At 62.0% G+C, this 13,584-nt stretch carries 11 protein-coding genes; 7 read left to right on the forward strand and 4 right to left on the reverse strand.

Annotation, left to right across the window (positions count from 1 at the left end):
• Positions 1-17 precede the first annotated feature (17 nt).
• From CO670_RS11020 to CO670_RS11030, 3 genes are all read right to left on the reverse strand, one after another.
• Positions 18-1,040: a LacI family DNA-binding transcriptional regulator gene (locus tag CO670_RS11020; RefSeq protein WP_097590261.1), complete on the reverse strand. Its 1,023-nt coding sequence runs from the start codon at positions 1,038-1,040 to the stop codon at positions 18-20.
• A 208-nt stretch (positions 1,041-1,248) separates the two neighbouring features.
• A complete protein-coding gene (locus CO670_RS11025; RefSeq protein WP_097590262.1) occupies positions 1,249-2,850 on the reverse strand; it encodes a DHA2 family efflux MFS transporter permease subunit in 1,602 nt (533 codons plus the stop codon).
• A gap of 46 nt (positions 2,851-2,896) precedes the next feature.
• Positions 2,897-4,105 (reverse strand): HlyD family secretion protein, encoded by a 1,209-nt coding sequence (locus CO670_RS11030; RefSeq protein ID WP_097590322.1) that lies wholly within the window; start codon positions 4,103-4,105, stop codon positions 2,897-2,899.
• Between the two features lie 150 nt (positions 4,106-4,255).
• Between CO670_RS11030 and CO670_RS11035 the strand changes: the two genes are divergently transcribed.
• From CO670_RS11035 to lysS, 5 genes are all read left to right on the forward strand, one after another.
• Complete coding sequence (locus CO670_RS11035; RefSeq protein ID WP_097590263.1) at positions 4,256-4,936, forward strand: TetR/AcrR family transcriptional regulator; 681 nt, start codon at positions 4,256-4,258, stop codon at positions 4,934-4,936.
• 108 nt (positions 4,937-5,044) lie between these two features.
• Entirely contained in the window at positions 5,045-5,884 is an 840-nt protein-coding gene (locus tag CO670_RS11040) for an AraC family transcriptional regulator (protein WP_097590264.1), read from the forward strand.
• A 259-nt stretch (positions 5,885-6,143) separates the two neighbouring features.
• Entirely contained in the window at positions 6,144-6,893 is a 750-nt protein-coding gene (locus tag CO670_RS11045) for a TerC family protein (protein ID WP_097590265.1), read from the forward strand.
• A gap of 243 nt (positions 6,894-7,136) precedes the next feature.
• Entirely contained in the window at positions 7,137-8,591 is a 1,455-nt protein-coding gene (gltX, locus tag CO670_RS11050; RefSeq protein ID WP_097590266.1) for a glutamate--tRNA ligase, read from the forward strand.
• A 181-nt stretch (positions 8,592-8,772) separates the two neighbouring features.
• Positions 8,773-10,266 (forward strand): lysine--tRNA ligase, encoded by a 1,494-nt coding sequence (gene lysS, locus CO670_RS11055; protein ID WP_097590267.1) that lies wholly within the window; start codon positions 8,773-8,775, stop codon positions 10,264-10,266.
• A 67-nt stretch (positions 10,267-10,333) separates the two neighbouring features.
• Here the strand turns inward: lysS and CO670_RS11060 are convergent, their stop codons facing one another.
• On the reverse strand, positions 10,334-11,080 hold the full coding sequence (locus CO670_RS11060; protein ID WP_097590268.1) for a hypothetical protein: 747 nt from the start codon (positions 11,078-11,080) through the stop codon (positions 10,334-10,336).
• A 179-nt stretch (positions 11,081-11,259) separates the two neighbouring features.
• Between CO670_RS11060 and CO670_RS11065 the strand changes: the two genes are divergently transcribed.
• Positions 11,260-12,168, forward strand: coding sequence for a LysR family transcriptional regulator (locus tag CO670_RS11065; RefSeq protein ID WP_064694247.1), 909 nt, complete (start codon positions 11,260-11,262; stop codon positions 12,166-12,168).
• 120 nt (positions 12,169-12,288) lie between these two features.
• A complete protein-coding gene (locus tag CO670_RS11070; protein WP_097590323.1) occupies positions 12,289-13,449 on the forward strand; it encodes an ABC transporter substrate-binding protein in 1,161 nt (386 codons plus the stop codon).
• Positions 13,450-13,584: the final 135 nt, after the last annotated feature.

Raw genomic sequence — 13,584 nt, forward strand, 5'->3', positions numbered from 1 at the left:
GGTATTCTCCTTTGCCGTTACGGCAGATTGTCCTTCAGGAATATGTCGAGGCGGATGCGTTCCTGCGCTTCGATGACGGCAAGCCCGTCCGCCTTTGCTTTCAGCACCCGGATGGCGCTGCGCACCTCATGGCCGGCATCCTGGTTGAGGATCGCATCGATCGTATGATCGATGAGCGCGGCGCGCGTATGCACGGTCAGTTCATGGGCAATGACGGTCAGCGTCCGGTCGACGGCCTTTTCCTTCAGCGCCCGGATGAGGCCGCGATTGCCGGCGCCGAGGCTGTAGACGCCGACGATGCCGGCATTCCCAAGCGCGTCGGCAACCAGCATATGGGCGACCTCGGGATCGTCGCGGCCTTCGAGAACCGGCAGGATCGCAAGACCGGGAAATTCCTCGGCCATGACGGAGGTGAAGCCCTCGAGCCGCTCGCGATGGTCACGCACCAGCATGGAGCCGGCAAGCACGGCGATCTCGCCTTTTCGCGGCCCGAGAAACCGGCCAAGCAGGCGGGCGGCCGTGCGGCCTGCGGCAATATTGTCGACGCCGGCATAGTGATGGCGCAGCGATCCCGTGAGATCGGAAACCAGCGTGACGATCGGGAAACCGTCGCGCACCATCCTGTCGGCAACGGCGCACACTTCGGGCGCATCGGTCGCCACCATCGCGATGCCGCAAGGCTTGCCCCTGGAAAGCTCTTCGAGCACTGCGACGAGCGCGGCCGGATCGAAGGCCGGCACCTCGATGGTGCGGATATCGGTGCGCTCGGCCGGCGAACGGACGATTGCCTGCCGGATTTCGGCATTGAGCCCGTGCATGAAGGAATTGTCGCTGGCCGGCAGTATGAACACCAGCGGATAGGTGCGCCCCTTGGCGAGGTTGGCGGCAGCGAGGTCCCTGATATAGCCGAGCTCGCGGATGGCGGCCTCGACCTTCTCCCGCGTAACGCTGCGCACGCCCGGACGCTGGTTGAGAACCCGGTCGACAGTCGCGAGACTGACACCGGCGGCAGCAGCAATATCGTGAACAGTTGGCCTCATCATTCCTCCTGACGAGACCATTAGCGCCAAATTTGATGTACGTAAATCAAAAAATCGAGACGCGCGCGCGGACGGCACTTTTCGGTGCCCCGGCCACGCTCGGCCGATTCGGACGAGCGATCAGGCGCCTGATGACATAACGGTTGGAAAACGGCAAACAAAAAGGCCCTCCGGGGGAGAGGGCCTTTTCAAGGGGCGGGGCCGGAGGTCAGTGGCCGCCGCCACCTCCTCCCCCGCCTTGCGGCGCGGGTTTCTTGATCATCGCGACGCCGAGGATCATCGCCAGGAAAAGCACGGTGAGGATCAGGAACACGTCGCTGAAAGACAGAATAACCGCCTGCTTGGTGGCGAGGCCGACCATCTGCTTGATCGCGACCGACGCGCCGTCCATGCCATAGGTGTTGAAATTGGCGGTCATGTTGTTCATCTGCTCGATCGCCGCCGGATTGCCCCAATCCATATTCTCGCGCAGCCGCTCGTAATGCACGTCCTGCCGGTTGGTGAGCACGGTGTTGATGACGGCAAGGCCGACAGCGCCGCCGAGGTTTCTGGTCAGATTGAACAGGCCGGATGCGCCGCGAATGCGCGAGGGCGGCATCGTGCCGAGCGCGATGTTGTTGATCGGCACCATGCACATCATCAGGCCGAAGCCGCGCAGGATCTGCGGGATGAAGAGTTCGTAGAAATCCCAGTCCGCCGTCAGATGCATCATGATGTATGTGCCGGCGGCGAAGCTGACGAAGCCGATCACCATCATCAGGCGCAGGTCCATCTTGGTCGACAGCCGGCCGGCGATCGGCGCGGTGAAGAACATCGCAAGCCCGGAGACGAACATCGTCTCGCCGATCATCAGCGAGTCGTAGCCGCGGATGCGTCCGAGATAGACCGGGTAGATATAGGTGAGGCCATAAAGGCCGATACCCATGACGAAGGAGAAGACCGAGCCGAAGGAGAAATTCCTGTTGGCAAAGGCCTTGAGATCGACGACGGGGAATTCCACCGTGAAGGCACGATAGAAGAAGACGATGGCTGCCACGCCGGAGGCAACGGCCGCGATGGCGATAGAGTCGTCGTTGAACCAGTCGTTGGAATTACCCTCTTCCAGCACATATTCCAGCGCCCCGAGGAAGACGCCCATCGAGACCAGCCCCCACCAGTCGAACTTCTTGAACAGCGACAATTCGGGCTTGTCGAAATCGATGAAGTTCCAGGTGACGATCGTGACGATGATGCCGGGAATGATATTGACGAGGAACAGCCAGTGCCAGGAGAAGGCGTGGCTGAGATAGCCGCCGACGGTCGGGCCGATCGTCGGCGCCAGCGTCGCGATCAGGCCGATGATCGGCGAAACGATGCTGCGCTTCGACGGCGGGAAGATCGTGAAGGCCGCCGCGAAGACCGACGGGATCATGCCGCCGCCGATGAAGCCCTGGATGGCGCGGTAGACGATCATCTGGTCGATGTTCGTCGCCGTCGCCGCAAGCGCGCTCGCCATGGTGAAGCCGGCGGCGGAAATCGCGAAGAGGTAACGCGTCGAGATGATGCGCGCCAGCGTGCCCGAAAGCGGGATCATGATCACTTCGGCGATCAGATAGGACGTCTGCACCCAGCCGATCTCGTCGCTGCCGGCCGAAAGGCCGGCCTGGATTTCGGCAAGCGAGGCCGAGACGATCTGAATGTCGAGGATCGACATGAACATGCCGAGCACCATCGCGAAGAAGGCGATGAGCTTCCTCGGATCCATCCGATCCTCGGCATGAGCAGGCGCTGCCGGAATCGTTGCCGCTGTTGCTGTCGCGCTCCCGGCCATCAAACCACCTCCGCCTTTTCTTAAAGGCTTACTTGTTCTTCAAGGCTCACTTGCCGGGCGCCGTGCGGGTGTCGACGTCGACGACGACGCTGAGGCCCGCGCGCAGACGCCCGCTGTCGAGCGCCTCCTGCGGCAGCGCGATGCGCACCGGCACGCGCTGGATCACCTTGGTGAAATTGCCCGTGGCGTTTTCCGGCGGCAGCAGCGAGAAGACCGAGCCGGAGGCCGGCGAGATCGATTCGACGGTGCCGACGACAGGATGGTCGTCATAGGCGTCGACATGGACATTGACCTTCGAGCCCGGAACGAGATGCTGGATCTGCGTTTCCTTGAAATTGGCGTCGATATAGAGCTGGCGCACCGGAACCAGCGCCATCAGGCGCTGGCCGGGCGAGACGAGATCGCCTTCCTGGACCGAACGGTTGCCGACGATGCCGTCATAAGGCGCCTTGAGCACGGTGAAGGAGAGGTCGCGAGCGGCTTTGTCGCGCGAGATTTCCAGCGAACGGACCGAACCCTCCGCCTCCTTGCGCTGGGCCTGGAGGATGGTGATATTGGCGCGGGCCGCGGTAATGTTGGCGTCGCCACCGGCGAGATTGGCCTTGGCCTGATCAAGGGCGATATTGGCATTGTCGAGGTCGGCGGCCGTGCCGACCGACTTCGCCTGGAGCTCGCTCTGGCGCTTCTGGGTGATCTCGGCACCGCGAACGGCCGCTTCGAGTGCCACCTTCTGCGCCTGCGCCTGTGCAAGGCTCGCATTCGCGCCTTCGATCTGCGCGTCGATGCGCTGCAGCGAAAGCTGTTCGGTGGCGATCTGGGCCTCGGCCTGATCGAGGGCGTTCTGATAGTCGCCGTTATCAAGCGTGGCAAGCACGTCGCCCGCTTTGACTTCCTGGTTGGCGACCACATTCACCTTCGCGACGTAGCCCGTGACCTTTGGCGAGATCGTTGCGATATCGCCCTCGATGTAGGCGTCATCGGTCGACACCATGAAGCGGCCGTTCGTCCACCATTCGTAACCATACCAGCCGCCGCCTGCGAGAAGGGCAAGCACGACGATCGGCAGCACCGGGCTGCGGCGCTTCTTGGCGGCCGCAGGCGCGGCGACAGAAGCCGGCGCCGACTGTGCGGGAGCAGGCGGGGCCTCACGGGCCTCCGCAGCCGGAGCTTCCGCAACGGCCGCGGCCTTTGCCTCTTCGGCCTCGGCGTTTTCGCTGACGATCCGCGCGACGTTGCTTTTTGAATTGCTCGACATGGCCATTACCGATCTTGGTGTAATTAATCGAACTGAACGGTTCGGTTCAGTTGACATAAACCTGTTTTATCGTCATATCAAGATGCATAGAACCAATCGGTTCGATTTCTTTTAAGGGAAAGGCGAAACCGTAAACACGGTTAAGGAGACATGACGCTGAAATCCGACAATGCCGCCGTGTTCAGTCCTCCTGCTGCCGGAGGCCGGTTTGCCGCAGGCGAAGACCCGGCCAAGCGTCAGCAGATTCTCGACGGCGCAAAGCGCGTCTTCATGAAGATGGGCTTCGACGCCGCCAGCATGAACGATGTGACGCGCGAGGCCGGCGTCTCCAAGGGGACGCTCTACGTCTACTTCACCAACAAGGAAGAGCTGTTTTCGGCGATGATCGAGGCCGAGCGCGCTGCCTTCGTGGCCGCCGTCCGCACCGCGCTTGCCGAACATGACGATCCTGAATCCGGACTGTATGAATTCGGGATAAGCTTCGTCACCCATATGACCGACGAAAAGGTCATCAACGCGATGCGCACCGTTCTCGGTGTGCGCGACCGCATGCCGGCGCTCTGTCAGCGTTTCTTCAAGGGGCCAGTCAATCTGCGCACGATCATGCGCGATTTCCTCGAACGCCACGTCGCCGAAGGCACGCTTGAGATTGATGACATCGATCTGGCCGCCGGCCAGTTCCTCGATCTTGCCAGCGGCAGTTTCTTCAAGCTGCGCCTGTTCGGCAGCATGGAAGAGCCGCCCACCCGCGAAGAAATCGACCGCGTCATCCGCGGCGCGATCAAGGTCTTCATGGCCGCCTACGGCACCCGCCGGCCCGCCACCGCCTGACACCCTTTCTTGACGGCCGCCCGTGATCGGCCAAAACTCCGCAAGAACGATCAAATCCGGCAGGCGGCTTTTTTCTAAGAAGGAAGCCGCAACCAGGAGAGATAAGGGATGAGCGCCGTCGCACGGGCGATCTGGTTCATAGAGAGCCATTTCGAAAGCGATATATCGCTGGAAGAGATCTCGGAAGCGGCCGGATTGTCGCGCTACCATCTGTCGCGCGTCTTCGGGCTCGTCACCGGCCACTCGATCAGCGGCTATGTCAGGGGACGGCGCCTCAGCCGCTCCGTGCCCGCGCTCGTCGGCGGTTCATCCACAATTCTCGAGGTTGCGCTTTGCGCGGGCTACGGCTCGCACGAGGCCTTCACCCGTGCCTTCCGCGACCAGTTCGGCATGACGCCGGATGCGGTGCGCAAACAAGGGCACGCCCGCAACCTTGCCTTGCTGGAGCCGATCAGAATGGACCCCGCCCACCTCAACGACCTCGAACCGCCCCGCTTCGAAACCTTGCCGCCGATGCTCTTAGCCGGTTTGCAGGAGACTTACCCTTATGGCGGCAATGCCGCCATTCCCTCTCTCTGGCAGAAGTTCAATGCCCATTTCGGCCATATATCAGGCCAGAAGGGCAACGTCGCTTACGGCATCTGCACGCATATCGACGGCGAAGCGGAGAAATTCCGCTATATGGCCGCGGTCGAGATCTCCGATGCCGGCGATCTGCCGCCGGATTTTGCCACACTCAAGCTGCCGGGCCAGCGCTACGTCGTCTTCATCCATCGCGGCCATGTCTCCGGCATTTCCGCGACGATGAACCGGATTTTCGGCACATGGTGGCCAACCTCCGGCCTCGAGCACGGTGCCACACCCGACATGTTCGAGCGCTACGACGAGCGCTTCGACCCCTATACCGGCATGGGCGTCACTGAAATCTGGTTGCCGATCAGAGCATGATGCCGAAAAGTGTGCGCGGTTTTCGGACGACATCCTGTTCTAATGCATGTCGCTCGGAAGTGTGCAGCGGTTCCGGGATAACGACATGCATCAAAACAAAGAGCTAAAGCGCGTCACATGAATCAAGTTTGATGCGACGCGCTTTAGGGAATAAAAGTCACACAGATTTCGTATATCCCCTTGCGGCGCTTGCGCGAAAAGCCGCCGACACTACATTGCGGGCGTCATCGCTCATGTGACGCAAAGGGGATATAAGCTGATGCAGGAAATTATGACGCTCATTCAGGATCCGGCCGCCTGGGTGGCGCTCATCACGCTGGTGGTGATGGAAGTCGTTCTCGGGATCGACAACCTGATCTTTATTTCCATTCTCACCAACAAACTGCCGCCCGAGCACCGGGAGAAAGCCCGCAAGATCGGCATCGGCCTTGCCCTCGTCATGCGCCTGGCGCTGCTCGGCACCGTCGCCTGGATCGTGCAGCTGACCGAACCGCTGTTCGAAGCCTTCGGACACGGCTTCTCCTGGAAGGACCTGATCCTCATCGCCGGCGGCTTGTTCCTCGTCTGGAAGGCCACCAAGGAAATTCACCACAGCGTCGATCCGGTCGACCACCAGGAGGATTTCATCGCGACTTCAGCCACGACGGGCTTTGCATCGGCGATCGGCCAGATCCTGCTTCTCGACCTGGTTTTCTCCGTCGACAGCATCATCACCGCCGTCGGCATGACGCCGCATCTGCCGATCATGGTGATCGCCGTCGTCGCCGCCGTCACCGTCATGCTGGTCGCCGCCACCCCGCTCGCCAACTTCATCGAGCGGAACCCGACGATCGTCATGCTGGCGCTCGCCTTCCTGCTGATGATCGGCACGACGCTGATCGCCGAAGGCATGGGCTTCCACGTGCCGAAGGGCTACGTCTACGCCGCCATGGCCTTCTCGGCGCTGGTCGAGGTGCTGAACATGTTCGCGCGCAACGCCCGCAAGCGCAAACGCGACAGCGCCCATTGAGGCCGACGCGGGAGGGTGCGCGGCAGCCGCCGCCCTCTCGCAAGCGCCGTCATCCCCTCGCGGGACGCGGTTTTCCTTGACGCGCCCGGTTGAATATGGCCTAAGGCCAGCCGAACGGACGATCGGCGGATGGTGCGGGCGCATGCCCTTTTTCCGGCCGGTTTGCCGAAGATATCTGCATCCTTCCGGCCGAACGTCGCTTTCCCGTGAAAGCCGTCCGGCATTCATTGACGGGCTCATACTATGACAGCTTCCGGCGTCCGCGTCCGCATCGCTCCCTCGCCGACCGGCGAGCCGCATGTCGGCACCGCTTACATCGCTCTCTTCAACTACCTTTTCGCCAAGAAACACGGCGGCGAGTTCATCCTGCGCATCGAGGATACCGATGCGACGCGCTCGACCCCGGAATTCGAGACGAAGGTGCTGGATGCGCTGAAATGGTGCGGGCTGGAATGGAAGGAAGGTCCCGATATCGGCGGTCCCTACGGCCCCTATCGCCAGTCCGACCGCAAGCCGCTGTACCAGCCCTACGCACAGGAACTGCTGGACAAGGCCCATGCCTTCCGCTGTTTCTGCACGCCGCAGCGCCTGGAGCAGATGCGCGAGGCGCAGCGCGCCGCCGGCAAGCCGCCGAAATATGACGGTCTCTGCCTCGGCCTGACGGCGGAGGAAGTGATCTCGCGCACGGCCGCCGGCGAAGCCTCGGTCATCCGCATGAAGATTCCGGCCGAGGGCTCCTGCGACTTCACCGACGGCGTCTACGGCGATGTCTCCATCCCCTGGGATTCCGTCGACATGCAGGTCCTGATCAAGGCCGACGGCATGCCGACCTATCATATGGCCAACGTCATCGACGACCATCTGATGAAGATCACCCATGTGGCCCGCGGCGAGGAATGGCTGGCTTCGGTGCCGAAGCACATTCTGCTCTATCGCTATTTCGGCTGGGACCAGCCGGTCTTCATGCATCTGTCGCTGATGCGCAATGCCGACAAGTCGAAGCTGTCGAAGCGCAAGAACCCGACCTCGATCTCCTATTATACCGCGCTCGGCTATATCCCCGAAGCGCTGATGAACTTCCTCGGCCTGTTCTTCATGCAGATCGCCGAAGGCGAAGAGCTGCTCACCATGGACGAGCTCTCCGAAAAATTCGATCCCGAAAACCTCTCCAAGGCGGGCGCGATCTTCGACATCCAGAAGCTCGACTGGCTGAACGGCCGCTGGATCCGCGAGAAGCTCTCGGAAGAGGAATTCCAGGCGCGCGTGCTGGCCTGGGCGATGGAAAACGATCGTCTGAAGGCTGGCCTTCGCCTGTCGCAGACGCGCATTTCCAAGCTCGGCGAACTGCCCGATCTCGCCGGCTTCCTGCTGAAGTCCGACCTCGGCCTGCAGCCTTCCGACTTCGCCAAGATCAAGTCGCCGCCGGAAGAGATCCTGGAGATCCTCAACACCGTCCAGCCCGATCTCGAAAAGATCCTGGAATGGAACGTCGAGACCATCGAGGCGGAGCTGCGCGCCATCGCCGACCGCATGGGCAAGAAGCTGAAGGTCGTGGTTTCGCCGCTCTTCGTCGCCGTCTCCGGCTCGTCGCGCTCCCTGCCGCTCTTCGATTCCATGGCGATCCTCGGCCGCTCGGTCGTGCGTCAGCGCCTGAAGCTCGCCGCCCAGGCCGTCGCCGCTCTCGTCGGCTCGAAATGACTGTGGAGCCCCTCCCCCTTGTGGGGAGGGGTTGGGGAGGGGCTTTTTTTCAAGAGACCCCTCCCCTCCGCTTCGCTCCGACCCTCCCCACAAGGGGGAGGGTTGAGCCGAGCCAGCCGCCGCGCTTCGAACCGCGGAACCATTGATTTAGAATTCGTGCCGCATCGATGAGGCGAATGACATGAACGACAAGACCGAAAACACTCTCTCCTCCGACGCGACGGAAGTGCGCGCCCAGAAGCTGAAGCTGCTGCGCGAGCAGATCGGCGATGTCTATCCGGCGCATTTCCACCGGACGCTGACCAATGCCGAGCTTGCGGCGAAATACGAGGGCCTAGAGCCCGACGTCGAGACGCAGGACGTCGTCACCGTCGCTGGCCGCGTCTACTCCTCGCGCAACTCCGGCATGTTCATGGATATCCATGACGCCTCCGGCAAGATCCAGATCTTCTCGCACAAGGATGTGACGAGCGAAGAGGCCCGCGCCCTGCTGCCGATGATCGATATCGGCGACATCATCGGCGTCACCGGCGTCGTGCGCCGCACCAAGCGCGGCGAACTGACGATCAACGCCCAGAAGATCGAAATGCTGACGAAGTCGCTGCTGCCGATGCCGGAGAAGTGGCACGGGCTTTCCGACATCGAGCTGCGTTATCGCAAGCGCCATCTCGACATCATGACCAATGAGGATTCGAAGCTGCGCTTCCAGCAGCGCTCGAAGATCGTCTCCGGCATCCGCCGTTTCATGGAAAATGACGGCTTCATGGAAGTCGAGACGCCGATGCTGCAATCGATCTACGGCGGCGCCACCGCCGAACCGTTCAAGACGCATCACAATACGCTGAAGCTCGACATGTACCTGCGCATCGCGCCGGAACTGTTCCTGAAGCGCACGCTGGTTTCCGGCCTCACCGACAAGGTCTTCGAAATCAACCGCAACTTCCGCAATGAAGGCGTCTCCACCCGGCACAATCCCGAATTCACCATGATGGAGTGTTACTGGGCCTATGCCGATTACGAGGATATGATGGACCTCGTCGAGCGGCTGTTCGAGGGTCTGGCGCTTTCCATTCACGGCACGACGGAGTTCGATTTCGGCGACAAGCGTTTGTCCTTCAAGGGTCCGTTCAAGCGCGTGCCGATGCCGGATGCCGTCAGGCAAGCGACCGGCATCGATTTCCTCGCGATCAAGACCGATGAGGAAGCCCGCGCCGCCGCCAAGGCTGCCGGCTTCGCGGTCGAGAAGGATTGGACCTGGGGCGAATGCCTTGCCTTCATCTTCGAGGAGAAGGTCGAAGCCACGCTGATCCAGCCGTCCCACGTCACGCATTTCCCGAAGGATATCTCGCCCTTCGCCAAGGAAGTGCCGGGCGAGCCACGCCTCGTCGAGCGCTTCGAGACCTATTGCAATGCCTGGGAACTCGGCAACGCCTTCTCCGAACTCAACGATCCCGAAGAGCAGCGCCGCCGCATGGTCGAGCAGCTCGAACAGGCCCACGCCCGGGGCGAAAAGGAAAAGCAGCTGGACGAGGAATTCCTCGACGCGATCGATCAGGGCATGCCGCCGGCCGGCGGCCTCGGCATCGGCGTCGACCGCCTGATCATGCTGCTGACCAACGCGCCGTCGATCCGCGACGTCATCCTCTTCCCGGCCCGCCGCAGCAAGGCCGACTGACGGGAAGAAGCACGGAAAAAGCAAAGCGGAGTGCCGGCCGGCGCTCCGCTTTTTTCATGCCGCTTGTTCAGTGTGTCTTGGGGGCATCCGCCGGCGGCTCTTCGGCCGGCGCTTCGGTTACGGCCTCGGCGCCGTGGCCGCCTTCGGCGACAGGCGCCGCTGCGGTTTCGGCCGCTGGCGCTGCGCCATGCCCGCCGCCGCCTTCGGCCTTCTTCACCTTCTCTCCGCCCTTGGTGGAAGCAACGGCAACCGGATCGACACAATCCTCCGGATCCTCGAAGGAGGCGCTGATCATGGCGATCTCGTCGGCCGGCAGCTCGATGCGCTCGCCGAAGAACAGCCCGTTTTCGCTGGCCTTGCCGTCGTAGTAGCGCGCCGTATAGGGTTTGTCGTCGAGGCCCGGAACGGTCTCATCGGGATGCGGGATATAGACGACATCGGCGCCAATCGCCCGGCCGCGAATATCGGCGCGCAGCGTCGGGCCGTTCTCGTCGAGCACCACGACCTGCACGAGATCCGGCTTCTGCGCGGCATAGACGGCCTGGGCGACGCGAAGGGCCGTCCTGACCCGCGTCATCCCGTCGGTCGGTTCGGTTTTGATATATTTCCGGACCCAGACATGATCCTGCTTCTTGATCGTCACCAGATTGACGTCGCTGCATTCAAGCCCGGAGCCCCCGTGGGAGGAACCGATCAGCCTGTCCTTGCCGACATAGACGGCCGCGCCGCCGGAAACGCCCGCCAGAAGAGCGACTCCACCGATGATGATTGCCAATTTCCGGGAAGGCCGGAATATGCGCAGTAAGGCCTTCACGCCAACTGCTCCGTCATCTGAAACTCCAACGCAGGACAGGTGCCGACAAGGCTAAAGAAATGACGTTTCGGAAAGTTTAAGTGGGCATGCCGAGCTTGCCCCATTTCAGGAAAACACCAAAAAAGGTCCGAATTTTTCAGCTGCTTGCCACGGCATATTCCGCCATGCTCTAAACGCCCATGGCCTTCACCCTTCGCCAGATCCAGTACTTCGTCGCCGTCGCCGAACAGGGTTCGGTGACACGGGCTGCGCAGAACCTTTCGATCTCGCAATCCTCGGTGACGGAAGCGCTGAAGGAGCTCGAAACGGACCTCGGTGTCGCACTCTTCGAGCGTCATCCGCGCGGCCTGACGATCACCCATAACGGCCACCAGTTCCTGCGCCACGCGACGAAGATCCTGGCGTCCGTCTCCGATGCGCGCACCAGCTTCTCGGGGCAGCAAAGCGCGCTTTCCGGCACGCTGAACATCGGTGTCACCTCGCTTGTCGCCGGCTACGTGCTCTCCGATCTCTTAGCGCGCTACCGGCGCGCCTGCCCGGGCATCGAAGTCAGCGCCATCGAGGACAATGGCGGCTATCTCGAACATCTTCTGGTCGGCGGCGAGCTCGATGTCGCCGTCATGGTGATCTCCAACCTGCGCGACCGCATGGCGCTGCAGGCGGAAATCCTCGAAACCTCGCCCTATCGCCTATGGCTGCCGATGGGCCATCCGCTCGTTTCCGCCGACATCATCTCGGTCGCCGATATCGCCCGCGAGCCGCTGATCATGCTGACGGTCGACGAAATCGAGGAGAATACCGGCAAGCTGCTTTCGGCTCTCGGCGCCCGCCCGCATGTCGCCTTCCGCACCCGCTCGGTGGAAGCGGTGCGCAGCCTGGTTGCAACGGGCGCGGGCGTCGCGCTGCTTCCCGATCTCGTCTATCGCCCATGGTCGCTCGAAGGCGACCGCATCGAGAGCCGGGACGTTTCCGGCTCGCTACCGGTCGTCCAGGTCGGCATGGTCTGGCGCAAGGGCTCCAGCCTGCCGCAGGCAGCACGCGATTTCGTCGGGATCGCCGAAAGCATGCGCTCCGGCCGCATACGTTGATATCGGAATTTCCGATATCGCCTTTCTGATAAATGAATTTGCGAAAGCGGCTTTTTCGGCTCACCTTCATAACCGGGAACGAACGGCCACGAAAAGTGGCACCAAACCGGGAGACGGATGATGACGAATCTCTTGAAATCCTGCACGGCAGCGCTTGCCAGCCTGAGCTTCGCGACGCAGGTGGTCGCCGCCGAACCGCTAAAGGCGCTCGGCAAGGGCGAAGGCGCGGTCAGCATCGTCGCCTGGGCCGGTTACATCGAACGCGGCGAAACCGACAAGAACTACGACTGGGTTACCGATTTCGAAAAGGAGACCGGCTGCAAGGTCTCCGTCAAGACCGCCGCCACCTCGGACGAAATGGTCTCGCTGATGAACGAAGGCGGCTTCGACCTCGTCACGGCATCCGGCGACGCATCGCTGCGCCTCATTGCCGGCAAGCGTGTGCAGCCGATCAATACCGATTTGATCCCGGGCTTCAAGAATGTCGACGAACGCCTGCAGAAAGGCCCGTGGTATACGGTCGGCGACGTGCATTACGGCGTGCCCTATCTCTGGGGCCCGAATGTGCTGATGTATAATACCGACGCCTTCAAGGACAAGGCGCCGACCAGTTGGAAAGTCGTCTTCGAGGAAGAGACGTTGCCTGACGGCAAATCGAACAAGGGTCGCGTCCAGGCCTATGACGGCGCGATCTATATTGCCGACGCCGCCCTCTATCTGATGGCCCACAAGCCGGATCTCGGCATCAAGGATCCTTACGAGCTGACCGAGGATCAGTACAAGGCCGCCCTCGATCTGCTACGCGGCCAGCGCAAGCTGGTCTCCCGCTACTGGCATGACGCGATGATCCAGATCGACGACTTCAAGAACGAAGGCGTCGTCGCCTCCGGCTCCTGGCCCTTCCAGGTGAACCTGCTGCAGGCCGACAAGCAGAAGATCGCCTCCACCTTCCCAGAGGAAGGCGTCACCGGCTGGGCCGACACCACCATGCTGCACGCCGACAGCGAACATCCGAACTGCGCCTATATGTGGATGGAACATTCGCTCAAAGCCAAGGTCCAGGGCGACGCCGCCGCCTGGTTCGGCGCCGTGCCCTCCGTTCCCGCTGCCTGCAAGGGCAACGCGCTGATGGGCGATACCGGCTGCGCCAACAACGGCTTCGATCACTTTGACAAGATCAAGTTCTGGAAGACCCCGGTCGCCAAATGCACGACGCAGGGCGAATGCGTGCCGTATCACCGCTGGGTCTCGGATTATATCGGCGTGATCGGCGGGCGGTGAGCCGTCTCGCTTCGTAGGGCAAGAATCCCCTCCCCAACCCCTCCCCACAAGGGGGAGGGGCTCAAGAGGCGGCGCCTAACCCGGCCGCATCCAGCAGTCATGTGTATCCTGGAGCGCGGCAGGTTAAGCCCCTCC

The organism is Rhizobium sp. J15 (assembly GCF_002531825.1).
Taxonomy (GTDB): domain Bacteria; phylum Pseudomonadota; class Alphaproteobacteria; order Rhizobiales; family Rhizobiaceae; genus Rhizobium.

Coding starts and splice junctions, on each gene's coding strand:
- CO670_RS11070 (WP_097590323.1), top strand. CDS start 12,289: ATGACGAATCTCTTGAAATCCTGCACGGCAGCGCTTGCCAGCCTGAGC.
- CO670_RS11025 (WP_097590262.1), bottom strand. CDS start 2,850: ATGGCCGGGAGCGCGACAGCAACAGCGGCAACGATTCCGGCAGCGCCT.
- CO670_RS11065 (WP_064694247.1), top strand. CDS start 11,260: ATGGCCTTCACCCTTCGCCAGATCCAGTACTTCGTCGCCGTCGCCGAA.
- CO670_RS11030 (WP_097590322.1), bottom strand. CDS start 4,105: ATGTCGAGCAATTCAAAAAGCAACGTCGCGCGGATCGTCAGCGAAAAC.
- CO670_RS11020 (WP_097590261.1), bottom strand. CDS start 1,040: ATGAGGCCAACTGTTCACGATATTGCTGCTGCCGCCGGTGTCAGTCTC.
- CO670_RS11035 (WP_097590263.1), top strand. CDS start 4,256: ATGACGCTGAAATCCGACAATGCCGCCGTGTTCAGTCCTCCTGCTGCC.
- gltX (WP_097590266.1), top strand. CDS start 7,137: ATGACAGCTTCCGGCGTCCGCGTCCGCATCGCTCCCTCGCCGACCGGC.
- lysS (WP_097590267.1), top strand. CDS start 8,773: ATGAACGACAAGACCGAAAACACTCTCTCCTCCGACGCGACGGAAGTG.
- CO670_RS11040 (WP_097590264.1), top strand. CDS start 5,045: ATGAGCGCCGTCGCACGGGCGATCTGGTTCATAGAGAGCCATTTCGAA.
- CO670_RS11045 (WP_097590265.1), top strand. CDS start 6,144: ATGCAGGAAATTATGACGCTCATTCAGGATCCGGCCGCCTGGGTGGCG.